The sequence below is a fragment of the Marinomonas sp. THO17 genome (assembly GCF_040436405.1).
GTDB lineage: Bacteria > Pseudomonadota > Gammaproteobacteria > Pseudomonadales > Marinomonadaceae > Marinomonas.
In genome coordinates, this window is the sequence record NZ_AP031575.1 from 1,737,120 (window position 1) to 1,760,392 (window position 23,273).

At 45.8% G+C, this 23,273-nt stretch carries 15 protein-coding genes, 2 tRNA genes and 2 rRNA genes; 2 read left to right on the plus strand and 17 right to left on the minus strand.

Annotated features, from left to right (window positions below; genetic code table 11):
• Positions 1-226: 226 nt before the first annotated feature.
• The 8 genes from ABXS85_RS08220 to guaB form a co-directional block, all read right to left on the minus strand.
• Positions 227-3,120, minus strand: a 23S ribosomal RNA gene (locus tag ABXS85_RS08220).
• A gap of 335 nt (positions 3,121-3,455) precedes the next feature.
• Positions 3,456-3,531, minus strand: a tRNA-Ala gene (locus tag ABXS85_RS08225).
• A gap of 483 nt (positions 3,532-4,014) precedes the next feature.
• A tRNA-Ile gene (locus tag ABXS85_RS08230) sits at positions 4,015-4,091 on the minus strand.
• Positions 4,092-4,279: 188 nt separating this feature from the next.
• Positions 4,280-5,820, minus strand: a 16S ribosomal RNA gene (locus ABXS85_RS08235).
• The 16S and 23S rRNA genes sit together here with 2 tRNA genes alongside, the layout of an rRNA operon.
• Positions 5,821-6,220: 400 nt before the next feature.
• Entirely contained in the window at positions 6,221-6,487 is a 267-nt protein-coding gene (locus tag ABXS85_RS08240; RefSeq protein WP_353669549.1) for a hypothetical protein, read from the minus strand.
• A 292-nt stretch (positions 6,488-6,779) separates the two neighbouring features.
• Positions 6,780-7,481: a DNA/RNA nuclease SfsA gene (sfsA, locus tag ABXS85_RS08245; protein WP_353669550.1), complete on the minus strand. Its 702-nt coding sequence runs from the start codon at positions 7,479-7,481 to the stop codon at positions 6,780-6,782.
• A 101-nt stretch (positions 7,482-7,582) separates the two neighbouring features.
• On the minus strand, positions 7,583-9,160 hold the full coding sequence (gene guaA, locus ABXS85_RS08250) for a glutamine-hydrolyzing GMP synthase (protein ID WP_353669551.1): 1,578 nt from the start codon (positions 9,158-9,160) through the stop codon (positions 7,583-7,585).
• 132 nt (positions 9,161-9,292) lie between these two features.
• Complete coding sequence (gene guaB / locus ABXS85_RS08255) at positions 9,293-10,759, minus strand: IMP dehydrogenase (RefSeq protein WP_353669552.1); 1,467 nt, start codon at positions 10,757-10,759, stop codon at positions 9,293-9,295.
• Positions 10,760-10,852: 93 nt separating this feature from the next.
• Between guaB and xseA the strand changes: the two genes are divergently transcribed.
• Positions 10,853-12,202, plus strand: a complete 1,350-nt coding sequence (gene xseA, locus ABXS85_RS08260; protein ID WP_353669553.1) for an exodeoxyribonuclease VII large subunit — start codon at positions 10,853-10,855, stop codon at positions 12,200-12,202.
• A gap of 115 nt (positions 12,203-12,317) precedes the next feature.
• Entirely contained in the window at positions 12,318-13,211 is an 894-nt protein-coding gene (locus tag ABXS85_RS08265; protein WP_353669554.1) for an EamA family transporter, read from the plus strand.
• 2 nt (positions 13,212-13,213) lie between these two features.
• Here ABXS85_RS08265 and ABXS85_RS08270 read toward each other — a convergent pair whose 3' ends face one another.
• From ABXS85_RS08270 to ABXS85_RS08310, 9 genes are all read right to left on the minus strand, one after another.
• Positions 13,214-14,044: an ion transporter gene (locus ABXS85_RS08270; protein ID WP_353669555.1), complete on the minus strand. Its 831-nt coding sequence runs from the start codon at positions 14,042-14,044 to the stop codon at positions 13,214-13,216.
• Positions 14,045-14,158: 114 nt separating this feature from the next.
• Positions 14,159-14,434 (minus strand): hypothetical protein, encoded by a 276-nt coding sequence (locus ABXS85_RS08275; protein ID WP_353669556.1) that lies wholly within the window; start codon positions 14,432-14,434, stop codon positions 14,159-14,161.
• A 382-nt stretch (positions 14,435-14,816) separates the two neighbouring features.
• Positions 14,817-15,704 (minus strand): AEC family transporter, encoded by an 888-nt coding sequence (locus ABXS85_RS08280; protein ID WP_353669557.1) that lies wholly within the window; start codon positions 15,702-15,704, stop codon positions 14,817-14,819.
• 56 nt (positions 15,705-15,760) lie between these two features.
• On the minus strand, positions 15,761-16,744 hold the full coding sequence (locus tag ABXS85_RS08285; protein ID WP_353669558.1) for a substrate-binding domain-containing protein: 984 nt from the start codon (positions 16,742-16,744) through the stop codon (positions 15,761-15,763).
• A gap of 91 nt (positions 16,745-16,835) precedes the next feature.
• Entirely contained in the window at positions 16,836-17,639 is an 804-nt protein-coding gene (locus tag ABXS85_RS08290; RefSeq protein WP_353669559.1) for an ATP-binding cassette domain-containing protein, read from the minus strand.
• Positions 17,639-18,721, minus strand: coding sequence for an ABC transporter permease (locus ABXS85_RS08295; RefSeq protein WP_353669560.1), 1,083 nt, complete (start codon positions 18,719-18,721; stop codon positions 17,639-17,641). Before ABXS85_RS08295 ends, ABXS85_RS08290 begins: the two co-directional genes overlap by 1 nt.
• Before the next feature lie 93 nt (positions 18,722-18,814).
• Entirely contained in the window at positions 18,815-19,846 is a 1,032-nt protein-coding gene (locus ABXS85_RS08300; protein WP_353669561.1) for a sugar ABC transporter substrate-binding protein, read from the minus strand.
• 144 nt (positions 19,847-19,990) lie between these two features.
• Complete coding sequence (locus ABXS85_RS08305) at positions 19,991-22,495, minus strand: PAS-domain containing protein (RefSeq protein WP_353669562.1); 2,505 nt, start codon at positions 22,493-22,495, stop codon at positions 19,991-19,993.
• Positions 22,495-23,229, minus strand: a complete 735-nt coding sequence (locus ABXS85_RS08310) for a response regulator transcription factor (RefSeq protein WP_353669563.1) — start codon at positions 23,227-23,229, stop codon at positions 22,495-22,497. The genes ABXS85_RS08305 and ABXS85_RS08310 overlap by 1 nt, the downstream gene beginning before the upstream one ends.
• Positions 23,230-23,273: the final 44 nt, after the last annotated feature.

Genomic DNA, 23,273 nt, shown 5'->3' on the forward strand with positions numbered 1-23,273 from the left:
TGCGTTCGTCCTGGATGGCGCTTTCGCCTTCTCCAAAACACGCAAGTTCGTCAACTTGATGTCTTTAACAATCAACTTCTGAAACAGCGATAATCAAGTATCAAACCGGAACCTCCAAGGATGGAGGAAATACTGAAAATTGTCTGGAACAATTTCAGTACTATCGTAAATTCTTTGTAGTTCACTCTGTTTTCTTCAGAGTTCACCAAAACCACTTTGGTGTTATATGGTCAAGCCTCACGAGCAATTAGTATTGGTTAGCTCAACGCCTCACAACGCTTACACACCCAACCTATCAACGTCCTAGTCTCGAACGGCTCTTTAGGGGACTCAAGTCCCAGTGAGATCTTATCTTGAGGGAGGCTTCCCGCTTAGATGCTTTCAGCGGTTATCCCGTCCGAACGTAGCTACCCGGCAATGCCACTGGCGTGACAACCGGAACACCAGAGGTTCGTCCACTCCGGTCCTCTCGTACTAGGAGCAGCTCCTCTCAAATCTCAAACGTCCACGGCAGATAGGGACCGAACTGTCTCACGACGTTCTAAACCCAGCTCGCGTACCACTTTAAATGGCGAACAGCCATACCCTTGGGACCGGCTTCAGCCCCAGGATGTGATGAGCCGACATCGAGGTGCCAAACACCGCCGTCGATGTGAACTCTTGGGCGGTATCAGCCTGTTATCCCCGGAGTACCTTTTATCCGTTGAGCGATGGCCCTTCCATACAGAACCACCGGATCACTAAGACCTACTTTCGTACCTGCTCGACGTGTCTGTCTCGCAGTTAAGCGTGCTTTTGCCTTTACACTCTATGCATGATTTCCGACCATGCTGAGCACACCTTCGTGCTCCTCCGTTACTCTTTGGGAGGAGACCGCCCCAGTCAAACTACCCACCACACAGTGTCCTCGATCCCGATAAGGGACCTGAGTTAGAACCTCAAACATACCAGGGTGGTATTTCAAGATCGGCTCCACTAAAACTGGCGTCTTAGTTTCAAAGCCTCCCACCTATCCTACACAAGTAGGTTCAAAGTTCACTGTGAAGCTATAGTAAAGGTTCACGGGGTCTTTCCGTCTAGCCGCGGATACACAGCATCTTCACTGCGATTTCAATTTCACTGAGTCTCGGGTGGAGACAGTGTGGCCATCGTTACGCCATTCGTGCAGGTCGGAACTTACCCGACAAGGAATTTCGCTACCTTAGGACCGTTATAGTTACGGCCGCCGTTTACTTGGGCTTCGATCAAGAGCTTCGCCTAAGCTAACCCCATCAATTAACCTTCAAGCACCGGGCAGGCGTCACACCCTATACGTCCACTTTCGTGTTTGCAGAGTGCTGTGTTTTTAATAAACAGTCGCAGCCACCTGGTATCTTCGACCGACCAGTGCTTACGGAGCAAGTCCTTCACACCGGTCGGCGTACCTTCTCCCGAAGTTACGGTACCATTTTGCCTAGTTCCTTCACCCGAGTTCTCTCAAGCGCCTTGGTATTCTCTACCTGACCACCTGTGTCGGTTTGGGGTACGGTTCACACATATCTGACGCTTAGAAGTTTTTCCTGGAAGCAGGGCATCAACCACTTCGTCCAAAAGAGGACTCGTCATCAATTCTCAGCCTTAGGATCCCGGATTTGCCTAAGATCCCAGCCTACAACCTTAAACGCGGACAACCATCGCCGCGCTGGCCTAGCCTTCTCCGTCTCTCCATCGCAATATGCATAAGTACAGGAATATTAACCTGTTTCCCATCGACTACGCTTTTCAGCCTCGCCTTAGGGGCCGACTCACCCTGCCCTGATTAACATGGGACAGGAAACCTTGGTCTTCCGGCGAGGGAGGTTTTCACTCCCTTTATCGTTACTCATGTCAACATTCGCACTTCTGATACCTCCAGGGTGCCTTACAGCTTCCCCTTCAACGGCTTACAGAACGCTCCTCTACCATACATAAACAGCAAAACCATCTACATATCCGTAGCTTCGGTGTACAGTTTGAGCCCCGTTATATCTTCCGCGCAGGCCGACTCGACTAGTGAGCTATTACGCTTTCTTTAAAGGGTGGCTGCTTCTAAGCCAACCTCCTAGCTGTCTAAGCCTTCCCACATCGTTTCCCACTTAACTGTAACTTGGGGACCTTAGCTGACGGTCTGGGTTGTTTCCCTTTCCACGACGGACGTTAGCACCCGCCGTGTGTCTCCCGTGCTCATACTCATTGGTATTCGGAGTTTGCATGGGGTTGGTAAGTCGGGATGACCCCCTAGCCCAAACAGTGCTCTACCCCCAATGGCAATACACGAGGCGCTACCTAAATAGCTTTCGAGGAGAACCAGCTATCTCCGAGCTTGATTAGCCTTTCACTCCTATCCACAAGTCATCCCCGGACTTTTCAACGTACGTGGGTTCGGTCCTCCAGTTAGTGTTACCCAACCTTCAACCTGCTCATGGATAGATCGCCCGGTTTCGGGTCTATTCCCAGCAACTATACGCCCTATTAAGACTCGGTTTCCCTACGGCTCCACTACATGCTTAACCTTGCTACTGAAAATAAGTCGTTGACCCATTATACAAAAGGTACGCAGTCACCGAACAAGTCGGCTCCCACTGCTTGTACGTACACGGATTCAGGTTCTATTTCACTCCCCTCACTGGGGTTCTTTTCGCCTTTCCCTCACGGTACTGGTTCACTATCGGTCAGTCAGGAGTATTTAGCCTTGGAGGATGGTCCCCCCATGTTCAGACAGGATAACACGTGTCCCGTCCTACTCGTTTTCATTCAAAAGGCGTTTTCGTATACGAGGCTATCACTCTCTACGGCCGCTCTTTCCAGAGCCTTCTACTAACACCAATTAAACTTAAGGGCTAATCCCCTTTCGCTCGCCGCTACTCAGGGAATCTCGGTTGATTTCTTTTCCTCCGGGTACTTAGATGTTTCAGTTCCCCGGGTTCGCCTCGTATGGCTATGGATTCACCATACGATACCCGCAAGCGGGTGGGTTTCCCCATTCGGACATGTTCGGATCACAGCGTGTTTATCCACTCCCCGAACCTTTTCGCAGATTACCACGTCCTTCATCGCCTCTGACTGCCAAGGCATCCACCGTGCACGCTTAGTCACTTGACCATATAACCCAAAATAGTTTTTTAACTTTCTAAGTGATACTTAGTCCGTCACTACTCTGAACTACATACCAACGCCGCTTTTGTCTCAGCATTGGATTTACGATCTTAGATTGTCGCTACTCTTAATCAGAAGGAAGTAAGATTAAGCACAACGCAATCCACCGGTTTGACGCTTGATTATCGTCTATTTCAAAAATTAAATTGTTAAAGAGCAAGTTTAGTGCAAAGCACTAAGTCAGAGACTAATCATCCCTCCACATAAACTTTATGTAGGGTCTTAGCATCTTGCTTAAGGCTTTGATTGTGTCGTGTTGTTTCTTTTCTAAGAACAAGAAATGGTGGAGCTATGCGGGATCGAACCGCAGACCTCCTGCGTGCAAAGCAGGCGCTCTCCCAGCTGAGCTATAGCCCCATTTTTTAGTCTTTCTTTTTACACCGAATTTTTCTTAGAACGAGGCATGAAGTTTTGACGCATAGTTCACTATGCGAGGAACTTCATAACGAAGTTATAAGGAAAATTGGTGGGTCTGGGCCGATTTGAACGGAAAGACATGACCTCACCACTCTCTATAAGTGATTGGGGTGCGCTCCAACAAACAGCTTAAACCAAGAACATTAAATCCTATCCAAAATGTCAAGAACAAGGCTTTTCAGTTTGACGTTTAGCCTGCTAAACGAAAACTTAAATAACGCCCTTATTGAGATTTTGGTGGGTCTGGGCCGATTTGAACGGAAAGACATGACCTCACCACTCTCTATAAGTGATTGGGGTACGCTCCAACAAACAGCTTAAACCAAAAACATTAAATCCTATCCAAAATGTCAAGAACAAGGCTTTTCAGTTAGACGTTTAGCCCGCTAAACGAAAACTTAAATAACGCCGTTATTGAGATTTTGGTGGGTCTGGGCCGATTTGAACGGCCGACCTCACCCTTATCAGGGGTGCGCTCTAACCAACTGAGCTACAGACCCATACTCATTAGATTTACCACCAAGTCGGCTGCCGACCTCACCCTGCTCTCTACCTTAGTAAAGGGGGTGCGCTCTAACCAACTGAGCTACCAATCTAATTGTGCTAAATCAAATCGATTCAGACTACGACACTCTAAACTACAGACATCAGATAATTTGTGTGAACGCTCACCAGAACTTTCATCGTTTAAGGAGGTGATCCAGCCCCAGGTTCCCCTAGGGCTACCTTGTTACGACTTCACCCCAGTCATTGACCACTCCGTGGTAACCGCCATCCCGAAGGTTAAGCTAGCTACTTCTGGAGCAATCAACTCCCATGGTGTGACGGGCGGTGTGTACAAGGCCCGGGAACGTATTCACCGTGGCATTCTGATCCACGATTACTAGCGATTCCGACTTCATGGAGTCGAGTTGCAGACTCCAATCCGGACTACGACGCACTTTATGGGATTCGCTTACTATCGCTAGTTCGCAACCCTTTGTATACGCCATTGTAGCACGTGTGTAGCCCTACTCGTAAGGGCCATGATGACTTGACGTCGTCCCCACCTTCCTCCGGTTTGTCACCGGCAGTCTCCTTAAAGTTCTCGGCATTACCCGCTAGCAAGTAAGGATAAGGGTTGCGCTCGTTACGGGACTTAACCCAACATTTCACAACACGAGCTGACGACAGCCATGCAGCACCTGTCTCAGAGCTCCCGAAGGCACCAAAGCATCTCTGCTAAGTTCTCTGGATGTCAAGAGTAGGTAAGGTTCTTCGCGTTGCTTCGAATTAAACCACATGCTCCACCGCTTGTGCGGGCCCCCGTCAATTCATTTGAGTTTTAACCTTGCGGCCGTACTCCCCAGGCGGTCTACTTATTGCGTTAGCTGCGCCACTAAGTCATTACAACCCAACGGCTAGTAGACATCGTTTACGGCGTGGACTACCAGGGTATCTAATCCTGTTTGCTCCCCACGCTTTCGCACCTCAGTGTCAGTATCAGTCCAGGGTGTCGCCTTCGCCACTGATGTTCCTTCCTATATCTACGCATTTCACCGCTACACAGGAAATTCCACACCCCTCTACCGTACTCTAGCCTGCCAGTATCCGGTGCCATTCCAAGGTTGAGCCCTGGGATTTCACATCAGACTTAACAAACCACCTACGCGCGCTTTACGCCCAGTAATTCCGATTAACGCTCGCACCCTCTGTATTACCGCGGCTGCTGGCACAGAGTTAGCCGGTGCTTCTTCTGGAGCTAACGTCAAAATACTTGGGTATTAACCAAGCACCCTTCCTCACTCCTGAAAGTGCTTTACAACCCTAAGGCCTTCTTCACACACGCGGCATGGCTGGATCAGGCTTGCGCCCATTGTCCAATATTCCCCACTGCTGCCTCCCGTAGGAGTCTGGGCCGTGTCTCAGTCCCAGTGTGACTGGTCATCCTCTCAGACCAGTTAGAGATCGTCGCCTTGGTAGGCCTTTACCCCACCAACTAGCTAATCTCACGCAGGCTCATCTAATAGCGGAAGGCTCAAAAGAGTCCCCTCCTTTCCCCCTAAGGGCGTATGCGGTATTAGCATGCGTTTCCACATGTTGTCCCCCTCTACTAGGCAGATTCCTACGCGTTACTCACCCGTCCGCCGCTCGTCGGCAAGAAGCAAGCTTCTCCCGTTACCGCTCGACTTGCATGTGTTAAGCCTGCCGCCAGCGTTCAATCTGAGCCATGATCAAACTCTTCAGTTAAAAGTTTTTTAACTCAATGCCAAAAAGCAAAAAGTTTGCTTACTCAAATATCGAAACACTAACAATTACTTAATAAAGCGAATTGACGTGTTTGACTCTCGTAAGACTTCAAGTTTTCGAAGCCCCAGCGAGCGCCCACACAAATTATCTGATTATCTATTTTAAAGAGCGTTGCTGTGACACTTAAACATAAACACTTCATTCTCTAAAAGAGATGAAAACACTGTCCGTGTCAGCGGTGGCGTATATTAAGGATATACAGATTTTTAGCAAGCCATTTTTTCGTTTTTTTCGGGTTTTGCTAAGGTTTATTTCTGTCCTGTACAAAGAACAAACAAAAATGCCATTCTGTTCCTCAGAATGGCATTTTGTGTTGAAGCTAAGATGTGCTGATACTGTCTTATTCAGCTGTTTGTGCTTGTAGGCTTTCTAGCTGCGCTTGAAGCTCATCGTATTTAGCGCTTAGAGCCGCTTCCTTTTCAATCGGTGTTGCTGCTTCGTTGAAGTCAACAGTGGCATCTACTTCTGCGCCCATGCTTTCCAACTGTGATGCAATGGCATCCACTCGAGATTGTGCTTCAGCTAGCGCATCTTCATTTGCAAATGCAGCAGTAGATAATGCAGCAGCAGTGAACAATGTTAGAGCTGATTTAGTGAATGTCTTCATAACGTATCTCCATTTGTTGGTAAATTTTCAAACCCTGTTATTTGGGTTCGATTAGGAACCATCTCGTTCCATGGAAGAGATACTAGACAAGCCAATTAGCAAAAAAAAGTCTTTGAATAGCGCTTCCCAGTTTGATTCAGAAAGACCACAATGCACTTGCAAAACCAGCCATAACGTAAGGAAAACAAAGCACTTTCTGACAAAGACCCTTTTCTGCAGACACTTCCTTTAGAGATTCATGAATCCCTCAACATCCTCTGACAACTCACTGACAAGAAATATCAAAGATGCCTCAAACAACCTCAATAGAACGTACGACACTCATAGCTTGTGGTGAAATATCCACTTGATACGCTAGTACCTCAACACCTTTTTGCAATGCCTGATAAAAGGTTTCTGCGTAAGCAGGATCAATATGTTGCGCGGGAGAAACTTGATTGATGCCGGTATGACTCACACAAAAAAACAGCACGGCGCGATGACCTTGCTCCACCATAGCCATCATTTCACGCAGATGCTTTCGACCTCGCTCTGTTACGGCATCAGGAAAATACCCTTTACCATCTTCTTCTAGTAAGGTGACATTTTTCACTTCCACATAGCAAAGCGCGCCATCCTCTTTCGTCAACAGCAAATCAATACGACTTTTCTCACCGTATTTCACTTCGGCTTTCATTGCGTCGTAACCTATCAACTCAGCAACGACACCTTGCTCTATGGCTTCTCCCACCAATTTATTCGGCATCCCAGTGTTGATACAAGCCAAATGCTCTTCATCGACTTCAACCAATTCCCAGGTATAGGCTAACTTACGTTTTGGGTTATCACTTTTTGATAACCAAACACGAGCGTTTTCCTGCTGATATCGCTTCATTGATCCTGTATTAGGACAATGCGCCACCACCACTTCACCGTTTGGCAACAGAATATCCGATAAAAAGCGTTTGTAGCGTTTAACCAATCGCCCTTCAATTAGGGGTGTAGGAAATTCCATCGATTACCTCTTCTATGTTATTTCTTGCACAAACAAAAACGACCCTCTGCTCATAACATAAAGAACAGAAGGCCGTTTTTTAAGCGACTAAAAAGCGAGAACTACTCCCACTCAATGGTTGCTGGCGGCTTAGAGGACACATCGTAAGTCACACGGGAAATGTGTTCGATCTCGTTGATGATGCGACTTGAAACCGTTTCTAAAAGTTCGTATGGCAAGTGTGCCCAACGGGCTGTCATGAAGTCGATGGTTTCAACCGCACGGAGTGCGACAACGTATTCGTAACGACGGCCATCACCCACCACACCTACCGATTTAACGGGTAGGAAGACGGCGAAAGCTTGGCTGGTTTTTTCGTAGTAGCCAGCTTTGCGAAGTTCTTCAATGAAGATAGCATCAGCACGACGTAAAATGTCCGCATACTCTTTTTTCACTTCACCCAAGATACGTACACCAAGACCTGGCCCTGGGAATGGGTGACGGTAAACCATGTCGTAAGGCAGGCCAAGCTCTAGACCCAATTTACGCACTTCGTCTTTAAACAATTCGCGCAGCGGTTCCACCAGCTCAAATTGCATATCTTCTGGTAAACCACCTACATTGTGATGAGATTTGATCACGTGTGCTTTACCGGTTTTCGACGCCGCGGATTCAATCACATCAGGATAAATCGTTCCCTGTGCAAGGAAGTCGACGTCCGTCAGCTTAGCTGCTTCTTCATCAAAGACATCGATAAAGGTATTACCAATAATCTTACGTTTCTTCTCAGGGTCCGCTTCACCAGCTAATTTACCCAAGAATAAGTTTTCTGCATCAACACGGATAACTTTTACGCCCATGTTGTCTGCAAACATTTTCATCACTTGATCGCCTTCGTTTAAACGAAGCAAACCGTTGTCAACGAATACACAAGTCAGTTGGTCGCCAATGGCTTTGTGCAGTAATGCCGCCACAACGGAAGAATCTACGCCACCAGACAAAGCCAACAAGACCTTGCGATCACCGACTTGTTCTTGCATACGTTCGATTGCATCTTGCGCTATATTCGCAGGCGTCCACAGGGTATCACAACCACAGATGTCCACCACAAAGCGAGACAGAATACGACCACCCTGTAGGGTGTGAGTCACTTCTGGGTGGAATTGTACGCCGTAGAATTTTTTTGCTTCATTGGCCATGGCAGCAATTGGACAGCTGTCAGTAGAGGCCATCAAGGTAAAATCTTGTGGCATTTCTACTACTTTGTCGCCGTGACTCATCCATACGTCCAACAAAGCAATGCCGTTATTCGCAACATGGTCTTGGATATCTTCAAACAAGCTTGGACCATCGTGTTTGCGAATTTGCGCGTAACCAAATTCACGCAATTCAGAACCTTGTACTTTACCGCCAAGCTGTTCTGCCATGGTTTGCATACCGTAGCAGATACCAAATACTGGCACGCCCAAAGTAAATACCGCTTCTGGAGCACGTGGTGAACCTGGCTCTGGTACAGATTCTGGACCACCCGCAAGGATAATACCTTTTGGATCAAAATCGATAACCTCTTGATCTTCCATATCAAAAGCACGAACTTCACAGTAAACACCGATTTCACGAACACGACGCGCAATCAATTGCGTGTACTGAGAACCAAAATCTAGGATAAGAATTTTATGAGCGTGGATATCTTGCGACATTGTTAGCCATTCCTCTCACTCTAGGCAAAAGACGCACTCTTTTATCTAGAAATCATCAATTTAAAAAATAAAAGCAATAAATAAAGAAGGGGCGTGTTGTACGCCCCATCTCAATCCGCCACTATCTGCGAATTAACCCGCGTGATAGTTTGGCGCTTCTTTGGTGATGGTCACATCATGAACGTGACTCTCACGCATACCCGCGCCAGTAATTTTCGAGAACTGTGTTTTAGTTCGCATTGTTTCAATATCAGCCGAACCAGTGTAACCCATTGAAGAACGAACACCGCCCATCAATTGGTGCACAACCGCTGCCATTGGTCCCTTCGATGGAACACGACCTTCGATGCCTTCCGGCACCAATTTTTCCACGCTACTAGAGTCCTGGAAATAACGATCACTGGAACCTTGAGATTGTGACATAGCACCTAATGATCCCATACCGCGGTACGCTTTAAATGAACGACCTTGGAACAAGACCACTTCACCTGGCGCTTCATCAGTACCAGCCAACAAACCGCCCACCATGATAACACTGGCACCAGCGGCAATGGCTTTGGCAATATCACCAGAGAAACGCACACCACCGTCTGCGATCACTGGAATGCCACGAGAGTTCATGGCTTCAGCAACGTTAGCAACCGCACTGATCTGAGGCACACCCACACCAGCCACGATACGAGTCGTACAGATAGAACCTGGGCCGATACCCACTTTCACACCGTCAGCACCCGCATCCGCTAAAGCAATCGCAGCCTCTGCTGTGGCAATGTTGCCACCAATGACCTGAATATGAGGGAAGTTTTCCTTTACCCATCGAACACGATCAATAACACCTTTTGAATGACCGTGTGCAGTATCCACGACAATGATGTCGACACCAGCATCAGACAAAGCACGAACTCGATCTGGTGTATCAGCACCAGTACCAACCGCGGCGCCAACACGAAGACGGCCATGCTCATCTTTACAAGCATTTGGGTAAGTCGTTGCTTTGTTGAAGTCGGTTACTGTTACCATGCCACGTAATTCGAATTGATCATTAACGATCAAGACTTTTTCAATGCGGTTTTCATGAAGTAATTTACGGATAGAACCGGAAGAAGCATCTTCTGGCGCAGTGATCAAACGCTCTTTTGGCGTCATGATGTCCGCAACGGTTTTTTCAAAATCTTTAACAAAGCGAACGTCACGGCTGGTTACGATACCAACCAGGTCGTCACCTTGAACAACAGGCACGCTGGAAATGCTGTTCGCTGCGGTTAATGCCATCAGTTCATTCACTGTGGCCTCTGGATTGATGGTCACCAGATCACGAACAATACCGCTTTCGAATTTCTTCACTTTACGAACTTCACGAGCCTGCTCTTCTATGGTCAAGTTTTTGTGCACAATGCCAATGCCACCTTCTTGAGCCAATGCTATCGCCATACGATGTTCAGTTACCGTATCCATAGCTGAAGACGTAAGAGGAATATTTAATTCAATGTCTTTAGTGATTTTTGTTTTAAGGCTAACATCCTTTGGTAGAACTTCAGAATAGCCGGGGATAAGCAATACGTCGTCAAACGTTAAAGCTTCTTGCACGATTCGTAACATAATGGGGAGTTTCCAATGCCAACTAGGGTGTTAAGATGGCAGGTAATTCTACTTCAATAGTTGCTTTCGGTAAATCAAAACCACGAGAGATTGATGAAAAATTTTACAACTAGCCACTCACAAGAAACGGCATTAACCGTCTCGCAGTTAAATAGACAAATTCAACAACTTTTAGAAGCCAGTTTGCCTTGGATTTTAGTGGAAGGTGAGATCTCTAATTTAGCCAAACCTGGTTCTGGCCATTGGTATTTTTCCCTAAAGGATGATCGTGCTCAAATTCACTGCGCCATGTTCAAAAACAAAAATATAGCAGTACGTTTTCGTCCCAAAGATGGTGACATGGTTCGTTTGCGTGCCCGTGTAACTTTTTATGGCCCCAGAGGCGATTGCCAGCTCAGTGTGGAAGGCATGGAATCCGCTGGGGAAGGCGCATTACAACAAGCTTTTGAACGTTTAAAGAACCAGTTACAAGCAGAAGGCTTATTTGATGAAGCTCACAAAAAACATTTACCCGTTCGCCCAGAACGGGTCGCTATTATCACATCACCAGTCGGTGCCGCGATTCGCGATATGATTATCGCTTTTCGTCGTCGCTTCCCGCTCACAGAACTGACCATATTACCCTCATTAGTTCAAGGACAAGATGCTGCAAACAACCTACTCAAGCAGTTAACTCGTGCCGATGCCAGCGGTCATTTTGACGCCATTATTCTAGGCCGTGGTGGCGGCTCCTTGGAAGACTTGTGGAGCTTCAATGACGAAGCCCTGGCGCGCGCCATTTTCCATGCCCAAACCCCCATAGTCTCTGCCGTTGGTCACGAAACCGATTTCACCATAGCGGATTTCGTCGCCGACGTTCGTGCTGCCACCCCAACGGCAGCGGCAGAGTTACTCAGTCCCGACCGCCATCAGCTGATTCGCCAATTAGAGCAAATGGAAAAGCAGTTCGGCTTACGCTTATCACGCAAACTTGAACAGTGCCAACAACAATTAGATTTTTTGATTCGTCGCATTCGTCATCCAAAAGAACGCATAGAGCGGCAACAACAGCAACTAAATCAGCTACAACGACGCTTACAACAAGCGGTAACGCAAAAGCTCAATCAGCAGCAAGTGCGAACAACCAATATCCAACAAAGGTTGCTGCACAATAACCCAAGTAAAAAATTGCAACAGCATGATGCCAAAATCCAAGACCTGAACGCTAGATTAAGCTTGGCACTTCGCAACACCTTAACCAATAAGCAACATCAATTTGCTCGTTTGATGGACAAGCTTAATTTGGTCAGCCCGCTAAACACCCTTTCTCGAGGTTACGCCATTGCCAGAAAAGACGAGCAAGTGGTTCGCTCTATAAGTGAAGTAAATCAAGGTGAAAACATGAGTGTTCGTGTACAAGACGGTATCATATTCTGTCGCGTTGAGGACACTAAACCAAGTTAAACACCTAGCAATAACTTATCTGTCTCTTTGATTTTTTCTCAATCTGTATCTGTGGGAATGCCACAAAACAACGTACAGTAAGCTTCCAATGGACGTATCTTGTAAGGCGTAACGCATGACACCTAAGCACATGTTACTAGGGCTGGCGATTATCTTCGCATGGGGTTTTAACTTTGTGGTGATTCGCTGGGGGCTAGATGATTTAACGCCTATGATGCTAGGCGGCATGCGCTTTTTAGTCATCGCGGTAATTGGTTCCGTTTTCTTCGCCCGTCCTAACACCCCTTTTAAATGGATCCTGACTTACGCCTTGTCGTTGAACTTTGGTCAGTTTGCCTTTTTGTTTACCGGCATGGTGTTTGGCATGCCCGCTGGATTAGCGTCTCTGGTGCTGCAATCTCAAGCTTTATTCACGCTGATCTTCGCCGTCTTTTTACTCAAAGAAGTAGTGCGCCCCTATCAGATTCTTGCCATTGCCATTGCCGCTTCAGGACTCAGTGTTATTGGTATAGCGGGTGATAATGCCAGTATGACGGTATTAGGATTTGCGCTCACGTTAGCGGCTGCCTCCAGTTGGGCGCTGGGTAACATCACCACCAAAGCCATGATTCAAAAAGGCTATGACGCTAACATCAACTTAATAGTTTGGGCTTGCTGGATTCCACCTGTGCCCTTTTTTATCTGTGCTTATTTTGTCGATGGCAGTGATGTGATCTGGTCCAATTTAACCAACATGGGCTGGAAAACGTTTGCTACTCTGGCGTATCTGTCCATATTTGCCACACTAGGCGGTTATGGCTTATGGAGTTTTCTAATGTCTCGCTACCCTGCTGGAACTGTCGCACCATTAACTCTGGGCGTTCCCGTGGTGGGACTCACCTCTTCAGCCTTGCTGCTGAATGAACAAATAAGCCAAACACAATGGCTTGGCATTCTTTTGGTACTGCTTGGTTTAATGCTAAACACCTTTGGTGGACGCTGGTTAATGCGCCTCACCAAAGCAACTTAATACTATTGTCGTTTATCGTCTTGCTGCTCTAATTTATCTGCCAAACGGGACACTTGGGCCTGTAATTCAGCAATTTGTGTCACTAAGGCTTGATGATGATTTTCCTGATTCTCATGTTCTTCTTGAACGGTTTCACGAGTCATCACATCCAATACCACACCCACCATCATGTTCAAAAAGACAAACGCCGTTAAGAAAATAAAGACAATATAAAACGCCCAACTAAAGGGGTAGACGGTCATGGTCTCATACATGACATCTGTCCAATCTTCAAAAGTCGCGACACGAAACAAAGTCAGCATGGAGATGGCAATGTCTCCCCACAAGTCCTCATTCACATGATGAAAGAAAATGGATCCTACAGCCGCAAAGATATAAAAAATAATAAACATCAACAGGGCAATGTAGCCCATTTTGGGAATCGCCTTTAGCAAGGCGTTAATCAAAAAGCGCAAATCTGGAATGATGGATACCAGACGTAAAACACGGAATACACGCAGTAAACGCGCTACCAAGATCATTTCAGTGTCTGATACAGGAATCAAACTGCCAACCACAATTACGGTATCAAAAATGTTCCAAGGATCACGGAAAAAGCGCTTTTTATCATCACAAGCCATAAATCGCAGACTAATTTCAACAAGGAAGAAAACCGTGATGAAGGCATCTAAATAATTGATAGCCACTTCAACGCCATAGGGCAATGAATAGGTTTTTGCCCCTACTGTTAACGCTGCGATAACAATAATACTGATGATAAAACCCTGAAACCAAACGCTTTTTTCAATACGCTTCATCAAGGCCAGCCAGCTACTCGAATGACTTATTTCCATTGAAACTTCACCTACTAATCAAACAAATTTAACCGCATAAATGACATGCGAGAACATAGTAAGTTCATATTATGAAGATGAAAAGTAGATTTATACGACTTCGCAAAAAAACCACTAAGTGCGCTTCACACGCACCACTTTCATGATTTCCATAGGAACGCCTGCCACCATTTCTTGTGCAGGGTAATAGGTCAAATTAACACGCGCACCACGCAATGTACGATACTTGCCCTGACGCTTAAAACGAAATGGCACGTCATATCCCTCTATCATTAAGGTATGTAGAATCCAATCTTCCTGTGAACGCTGCACATGCGATTTCACCTTTAGTGCATCGGAGTGGATCAGTTCATCATGGGTATTCAACAGAGTGTCGGGATTAGATTTCACTTTAGCCTCCTCCATATATGCTGAAAGCGAATAAGTATGGCACAAATTCACGATAACTTGGGAAAAACCCGTCTATTTTTTGAACAATAACTTATTTCTTACTCATTGATGCCATCAAGCTTAGGTCAAACTTATGCCTTTAAAAATATTACCATCAAAATAAGTATCGAATGCCAATTCTCCAAACATAAATACTTCAATCAGAACCAAAATAAAATGATATTCAGAAGACTTATTTGCACCTTCCCTAGCACAGGCATGGCAATAATAAACGCCACAAATATCGCTAATTCCAACACACTCTGCTTACAAATAGCCGCCAGCATGAACAAACATCAGCAGTCTGTAAGCTAAATTAGCTTGTTTTTCCTCAGCCAAGTTGTTACAAAGCATAAAATAAAACGCTGGGCACAATTGCCAAACTCATCAAATTACTAATCAAAACAATCGACGCCACTTTATGTGGTTCTTGCTGATACAACTCAGCCACCATGTAATTCAACACGGCAGGCGGCAAACAAGCGAATACCAACAAATAAGCAAAGTACTCATCGGACAAACCGACCAAGGCCTGCCACAAAAACGCCATGATGAGTCCGGACAAAGGACATAAAACACCGCTAATCACGCCCAATCGCCACTGACTAAAGTCCACACTGGTCATACGCACACCTAACGCAAACAACATCAAAGGAATGGCAATTTGTCCTAACATATCCACTGAAACCTGTATGGCTGGCATTAGCTGCCAACCTTGAAAACTCCACACCAAACCTAAAACGGTGGCGATGATCATGGGCATTTTCAGCACATTTAAAAGATTGGATTTAGGATTAAGAAGATACATTCCAACTGTGAAGTGCAATAGGTTTTCCGTCAAAAACAAGACCACAGCAATAGGCAATGCTGACTCACCAAATGCTAACAAAATCAATGGAATACCAAGATTCCCACTGTTATTAAACATCATGGGAGGAACCAAGGTTTTGGGAGAAATTCGCAATAACTTACACAGCGGCCAGACCAATAATCCCGAACCAAGCACCACCACAGCCGCTGCCACCACTAGATCCAAATACAACGCAATATGAAACTCTTTTGACGACATCACTGAAAAAATCAGCGCCGGTGCAAACACACTGATATTCAAACGGTTGGCTACTGTCATATCGGTTGGTCGAACCCGGGCATACAGAAAAGCCACCAACACAATACAAGCCAGAGGAAACACGGTATTAAAGATTTGCATTGCCAGTGATGTGCTGTTCATTCTTCACCCTTTTTTAAGAAGAACAATAGCTTACTCTTGTTGCTTAGAAAGGCAATCTAATCGTCTTTTTCGAGCAAAACAGAAGGAATCAAAATAAAACGCTGAGGCACGTTTTTTCCCGCCAGTAGATCCATACCAATTTCTATCGCTGTCTCGGCCATCATGACTGGACGTTGTACAGCCGTTGCAATCCAAGGGTTACCGGGCTGTTTGATAATATCTTCGGCGAAAGGCGCACCGTCTACCGATGCTAAAACAAACTCATTTCTCTTCGCCTGCTTAGCCGCTCGCAACGCACCCAAAGCAGTTGGATCATTGATGGTAAATACGGCATCTATTTGCGGATAGGCTTCCATCAAATACGTCATAGCTTCCATACCTCCTTCGACACTGCCTGTGCCATTCATTCGGTCACTGAGCAAGCGAATGTTTGGGTATTTATTTAGTGCCGATTTACACCCAGCAACACGCTCAATCACGGACGATACCAACACACCATTGATAATAACGAAGTTACCTTGATAACCAGTTTGTTTCGCCAACTTTTCACAGGCCACCACACCCGCTTGAACATTGTCTGTAGTAATAGTGGCATCTGCTCCCTGTGCATTTACATCAACAGCAATAACCTTAATGCCAGCCCTTTGTGCTTTAGCAACCACTGGCGCCACTTTATATTCGTCGGCAGCTGTCAGAACGATCAAGTCCACGTCTTGTTCAATGAAGTCATTCAATTGTTCAATTTGTCTTTGCCAATCGTAAGCATCAGAGCGAATCAGCATTTTGACCGGGCCATTTGACAGCTGTTGCGCTTTACGGGTCGCTGCATCCACTAATTTTACAAAATAAGGGTTTCCCAAGTCTGCAACACTAATACCAATTGAACGTAACGACTGCGGCTCAGAAGATTGCGAAGAAAGCGGTGATAATAAAGCCAATAAAATCACGATCGCGATCCCCACCGTCACCAGTCGTCGTCTCAAATAAGACTGGACTGCACACCCTATATATTTAATGAAGGGATGACGAACAGACTTCATGCAATTTCCTCAAGCATAAAAAAACAAGCCCCCATTTTGCCTGACCAAAAGACATAACAAAACAGAGGCTTGGTGAATTCGGTGACGAAAATTACGCTGCAGTATCAGCGTCGACACCGCCGTCCACTTCCATTGCCCCCGTCATGATGGCAACCGCATCCGACATAGAGTGAGATTGCGGCGTTACCACAGCAGCACGCTTACCTAGACGATGAATATGAATACGATCTGCCACTTCAAACACATGCGGCATGTTGTGACTAATCAAGATAATGGGCAAACCACGATCACGTACTTCTTTAATCAGATTCAAAACGCGACGCGATTCTTTTACCCCCAAGGCGGCAGTGGGTTCATCCATTATTACCACCTTGCTACCAAACAAAGCAGAACGTGCCACTGCCACACCTTGGCGCTGACCACCGGACAGAGACTCAACCGCCTGGCTGATGTTTTGAATCGTCATCAAGCCCAGCTCCGCCATCTTCTCTCGAGCGCGCTTTTCCATTTCTTTTTTATCCAGCATACGGAACACCGAACCCAAGATTCCTGGCTTAAGCAACTCACGACCTAGAAAAAGGTTGTCGGCAATATTCAACGCGGGGGATACCGCCAAATTCTGATAAACAGTTTCAATACCAAGGGCTCTGGCTTCCATTGGCGAATTAAAATGCACAGGTTGGCCATCTAAGAAAATGTCACCTTCGTCTGGTATCAAAGCGCCAGATAAAGCCTTAATAAGAGATGACTTGCCCGCGCCATTGTCACCAATTACCGCTAGAATTTCTCCTGGATAGAGTTCAAAGTCAGCATGATCAATAGCCGTAACACTGCCATAACGCTTCACTAAGTTTTTCGTTTGCAATACAGGAGTTTGATTGTAATCCACTGTCATTACGCTGTTCCTCTTCGAATCCATTGGTCTACACCGACGGCAACGATAATCAAAATGCCCACAGTGAACTCTTGCCACAATACATCCACACCCGCCAACGCCAAGCCATTACGAAACACACCGACTACCAAGGCACCCACTAAGGTTCCATAAATGGAGCCGCGGCCACCAAACAAACTACACCCCCCTATTACCACAGCGGTAATACTATCTAAGTTGGTGGTGTAACCTGCTTGAGGGCTGACCGAGCCAATTCGACCAATCAATACCCAAGCACCAATAGCACACACCACTCCAGCTAATACATAGACAGAAAGCAGAATGCGATCGGTACGAATACCTGCCAGTTTCGCAGCGGCGGGATCATCGCCAGTGGCATACACATGACGCCCCCAAGAAGTCCAGTTCAAGGCATACCAAATCACAAAAAACAACGCCAACATCAACAAGGAACCATAAGTTAACCGCGCACCAAATACATTAATGGTTTCCCCTAACCACTGCAGCAAAGGCGCTGCCGCATTGATGTCTTGTGAACGAATGGTTTCACTTTTCGAGTACCAAAGATTCAGTGCAAAAAAGACATTCCAAGAACCCAAGGTAGCAATGAAAGGCGGCAACTTCATGCGGGTAATCAAAAGGCCATTAATGAAACCCGTCACAGCCCCCACACCAATACCGATTAGTAAAGCCACACCACCATCAAAACCATAATCTATCGCCATGCGGCCCATCACCACAGACGACAACACCATGATGGCACCAACCGACAGGTCTATTCCAGCGGTCAATATAATTAAAGTTTGCGCCACCCCAATGACGCCAATAATCGTCACCTGTTGCAAAATCAAAGAAAGATTAAACGGATGTAAAAAACGGCTACCAATGATCATACTGAAGGCCACAATGGCAAGAATCAGCACAATACTTGGGGCGGCGACAGGATAGTGATGTAAAAACTTTTTAAAACCTTCTAATAACGTGTCGCGGTGTTCAAAATTAGCGACATAAGAATTCGCCTTATCCGCCACTTTATCGTGTTCCAACACAGGAGAAGAGGATTTTGTATCGGTTGAACTCATAGACTACTCCAAACGAGAAAACTGCCGTTAGCCCAAACCCCGGCTAACGGCAAAAGCAGGCACCATCTTATTGCCTATTTATTAAGAATGGGATTAACCCCAACACATATTTAGGCCAGTTTGAGAACTGATTGAGTTCACACCCTTGACTGGCTCATCGGTCACCAGCTGCACACCTGTGTCGAAGAAATCTAAACCGTCCGAAGCACTTGGGCGTGTGCCAGATTTGGCAAACTCAACAATCGCAGTGACACCTTCAGAGGCCATTTTGAGAGGGAATTGCATAGACGTAGCGCCAATCACACCATCACGGATATTACGCACACCAGGGCAACCACCATCAACCGATACAATCAATACATCTTTTTCCAAACCGAACGATTTAAGGGCTTCATAAGCACCCGCTGCAGCCGGCTCATTAATGGTGTAAACCAAGTTAACTTCAGGGTCTTTTTGGAGTAAATTCTCCATCGCTCGACGACCGCCTTCTTCCGATCCTTGTGTCACATCGTTACCCACAATACGAGGATCTGTCTCATCGCCCATGCGAGCAGGGTCTTTTAGATCAATACCGAAGCCTTTTAAGAACCCCTGATCACGCGCAACATCCACCGTAATCTGGCTGGTACTTAGATCCAACAAGGCAATTTTCGCGTCTTTGGCCTTATCTCCCATTTTCGCCTTAGCCCACATACCAATCATCTCACCCGCTTTGAAGTTATCTGTAGCGAAAGTCATATCTGCGGCACTGGCAGGACTCAAAGGCGTATCCAAGGCAATAACCAACAAGCCAGCATCGCGAGCTTTTTGAATAGTTGGTACGATCGCAGAGGTATCACTTGGGGTAATCAAAATCCCTTTAGCACCTGCAGCAATCAGATTTTCTACCGCTTGTACCTGAGTTTCATTGTCGCCATCGTAACGACCTGCGAAAGTACGCAATTCCACACCAAGCTCTTGTGCTTTGGCTTGTGCGCCTTCTTTCATCTTGACAAAGAATGGATTGGTATTGGTCTTAGTAATCAGACCTATGATTGGGGTCTCCGCAACAGCAACACTGGACAAAGTGGTTGCAGCAACTAGACAGGCGAGTTTCTTAGCTGAAAATAACTTCAGAGATTTCATGTTTTGTAACTCCAATATTTTGTTTTTATTATTGGCATTGATGCCTCTGGGAAATGCGTTTTCCCTCAAACAAATATGAAGCATAAAAACTAACCAAGTATTTCACTGACAAAGTTTTTTTGTAATTTTTGTAATATTTTATTCTTATTTCTGGAATATTTTTTCTAATGCTTTGATTGTAAAAGGTTTAGCAATAAAAAAATCATCACTTTTCAATTGATATTTTTGCTCTAGTTCGTCCTTTGGCAAGCCCGACATTAACAATATCGCACCAGTAAAGCCCACTTCACTGCTTTGAATATGGTGCGCCAAGGCCACACCATCCATCGCCCCCGATAAGTTCACATCAGACACAATGGCATCCGGCACTATACCGGTTTGTAACGCCTTTAATACTGCTTCAGCATGATCAAAAGTCTGTACTAGATACGACATTTTTTGCAGTTGTTCGCGTATAACTCGGCACACGTCATCATCGTCTTCTACCAGCCACACTAAGCTGTGTTCTGCCAGTTGAATGGATACCTCTTGAGACTCTAATGACAAGTCTGGTAAAACCGGATTTTGCTCTTGTTGCGGTAAAAACAAACATACTCGTGTCCATTTGCCCAGCTCGGAGGTCACTTTGATTTCACCACCACTTTGTTTGACGAAACCATAAATCATACTTAACCCTAATCCACTGCCCTTACCGACAGGTTTAGTGGTAAAGAAAGGTTCAAAAATACGACCTATCACCTCTTCTGATATGCCTTCTCCCGTGTCTTCAACACGAATACGAATGGCTGGTATATCCGTATCCGGTAAGGTACAGGTTTTGGTTGAAAATGACAGATGGCCACCTTCTGGCATGGCACTGGCACTGTTTAACGCCAAATTCAATAAAGCATTTTCCAGTTGGGAAGGATCAATCAGACTAAACACATTAGGACATTGTAAGTCCTTGTCTACTTGAATGTGCGTGCCCACACTGTATTCCACCAAATCCAGCATACCTTCGATCAAATCATCAATACCAACGGACACAGGAAACAATTGTTGGCGACGACTAAACGCCAACAAACGCTGCACTAGGTTACTGCTCTTTTCCGCTACCGCCGACGCCCTTTCTATGTAACGACTCTGATCTTGCGTTTGTGGACGCGAGTCAGCCAACATTTGTAAGTTACCCATGATGGCAGCAAGAAGGTTATTAAAATCATGCGCGACACCACCCGTGAGCTGTCCTAACATTTCCATTTTTTGTGCTTGACGTAACTGACTTTCGACACTTTTACGTTCCGTTAAATCTGTATAAAGGGTCACAAAGCCGCCTTCAGGCATGGGTTTAGAGCGAAATTCTATGATCTTTCCTGAGTCAAAATGACGCTCAAAACTCTGTACTTTAAGATGGCGAGACTCGTTCACTTCGTCCATGTGAACTTGCTGGTTCTCCAAGTTTAAGTTCTTGTGAACACCACGATTAATTAACTTTTGAACCTCATCGATTGGCATACCAAGGTGTAAATCTTCGTCCGTTAAATCAAATAACTTTTGATAACCCAGATTCCAAGCCATGAGTTGGCCCTTGGCTGAAAATACACTCAAACCATCATTCATATTATCGAATATGGTTTCTAACAGACGTTTTTGCTCTGATAATTCAGCGGTCACCTCAAGACGACGTAAAGCATCCTGTCGAAAAACATCAAAGGTCTCCGCCAAGGTGCCAATCTCATCGTTACGACGAATGCGTGCTGGCTTCGATTCCACCACTCCTAGGGACAATTGCTCCATATCATTAGTGACCAGACCAAGGTCTTTGGTCATACGCTGGCTGTACCAATACAAACGCGTCAGGCCAAGCAACAAAAACACCGAAATACCAATAATCCAGATCTGCCCTGTGGCAACAAAAGAGGATACTTCTTGGCGCTGGCGACTCACTTTTTTCTGTAAGCCTCCTACGAAATCACTGACTTTATTACTCAGTTGCTCGGACTTAGCCCGAATGGCAATCAGCAAATAGTTTTTACGCTGTTGAATATCATTGAGTCTTTGATGGGCTTTAAGCAAATCCTGCGCAATGCTTCTCACTTGCTCATTTTGATCCGATAAATTCAACACATTGGCGAGATTGTCTGGCAATAGATTGGGGGCTTCCAGCAATTGTAATAGCCAAGCTAGACCTTGACGACTGGTCACTTCTGCACTGTTGTCAGAAGGCAATAACTGTCGAATTCGAAACTGCTGAGCTAAACCATCTTCGCGTATATAAAGCTCTTCTCGAACCAAGGTAACCAGCTCTTCCAGCGTAGCTTGTAAATCGTCCAAGCGTTTGTCTATGTCTACTTGGAACTCGGAATCCATCAGGCTATCAGCCACCCCACGCAATTCCAATATACGTCGGTGAATGCGTTCTGATTCCGTTTGCAATTGGAAAGGCCGACCCGAACCTGCTGTATAAGGCGCAATGGCAGCCAGCTGTGCCACGCCTTCTGCCAAGGTTAACGAGGTACTAATTTCGGGCAGCGTTTGAGACTCAAACTCAGACAAACTGGCTTCGCTAACGCGCATCGATTGCCAGCCAATGCCCACCATAAAAAAGGCCACCACACTGATCGCCAATATAGACAGCGAGGCTTTCTGGCGAATGCTGACAAAGCGCATTAATTGGCTCGCACTGGACCTTGGAAGAAGTAACCAAGACCACGTTGAGTTTTAATAAATTCTGGTGTTTTCGGATTAGACTCTATTTTACGTCGCAAGCGCAAAATCAACACATCCACGGTACGATCAAAGACTTCTGTCTCCAAGCCACGGCTTTGCTCAATTAATTGCTCACGGGTAAAAATTCTATCTGGATGACGTGCCAACACTTCCAATAGGGAAAACTCTCCCAAGGTGAGAGTCACTGTTTTGCCTGTTTGGTCTTGTAATAACCTTGCAGTAAGATCCAACACCCAAGCACCAAAATGCAAACATTCATGACCTTGACCACTGTTTTGAGATGAACTCGAAGGCGCTTGATAAGAACGTCGCAATAAAGCATGAATACGCGCAATGAGTTCACGCAAATTAAACGGCTTCATCATGTAATCGTCAGCGGCCAATTCCAACCCCAAAATACGATCTGTTTCATCACCTTTGCCTGTTAACATCATAATCGGCATGGTGAAACGCTCGCGCACTTCGCGCGCCAAATGCAACCCATCTTCTTCTTTCAGATACAAATCCATTAACACCAAATCAACTGGATTCTCTTCCAACTGCGCCCACATTTGGCGACCATTTTCCGCTTCTCTCACTTGGTAGCCCTTTTGAGATAATGCATCACAAAGTAGCTGACGAATGTCTTGATCATCGTCAACAAGCAACAAGGTTTTTTTGTTTGATTCTGTCATGGTTCTGATAAAGGTCCACAGTTTGCATTTTTCGCTGTATTCTC

Bases quoted from the DNA above. Each gene is read 5' to 3' on its own strand.
- sfsA (WP_353669550.1), bottom strand. From the start codon at position 7,481: ATGGAATTTCCTACACCCCTAATTGAAGGGCGATTGGTTAAACGCTAC.
- xseA (WP_353669553.1), top strand. From the start codon at position 10,853: ATGAAAAATTTTACAACTAGCCACTCACAAGAAACGGCATTAACCGTC.
- ABXS85_RS08280 (WP_353669557.1), bottom strand. From the start codon at position 15,704: ATGAACAGCACATCACTGGCAATGCAAATCTTTAATACCGTGTTTCCT.
- ABXS85_RS08300 (WP_353669561.1), bottom strand. From the start codon at position 19,846: ATGAAATCTCTGAAGTTATTTTCAGCTAAGAAACTCGCCTGTCTAGTT.
- guaA (WP_353669551.1), bottom strand. From the start codon at position 9,160: ATGTCGCAAGATATCCACGCTCATAAAATTCTTATCCTAGATTTTGGT.
- ABXS85_RS08310 (WP_353669563.1), bottom strand. From the start codon at position 23,229: ATGACAGAATCAAACAAAAAAACCTTGTTGCTTGTTGACGATGATCAA.
- ABXS85_RS08240 (WP_353669549.1), bottom strand. From the start codon at position 6,487: ATGAAGACATTCACTAAATCAGCTCTAACATTGTTCACTGCTGCTGCA.
- ABXS85_RS08295 (WP_353669560.1), bottom strand. From the start codon at position 18,721: ATGAGTTCAACCGATACAAAATCCTCTTCTCCTGTGTTGGAACACGAT.
- ABXS85_RS08285 (WP_353669558.1), bottom strand. From the start codon at position 16,744: ATGAAGTCTGTTCGTCATCCCTTCATTAAATATATAGGGTGTGCAGTC.
- ABXS85_RS08305 (WP_353669562.1), bottom strand. From the start codon at position 22,495: ATGCGCTTTGTCAGCATTCGCCAGAAAGCCTCGCTGTCTATATTGGCG.
- ABXS85_RS08265 (WP_353669554.1), top strand. From the start codon at position 12,318: ATGACACCTAAGCACATGTTACTAGGGCTGGCGATTATCTTCGCATGG.
- ABXS85_RS08270 (WP_353669555.1), bottom strand. From the start codon at position 14,044: ATGGAAATAAGTCATTCGAGTAGCTGGCTGGCCTTGATGAAGCGTATT.
- guaB (WP_353669552.1), bottom strand. From the start codon at position 10,759: ATGTTACGAATCGTGCAAGAAGCTTTAACGTTTGACGACGTATTGCTT.
- ABXS85_RS08290 (WP_353669559.1), bottom strand. From the start codon at position 17,639: ATGACAGTGGATTACAATCAAACTCCTGTATTGCAAACGAAAAACTTA.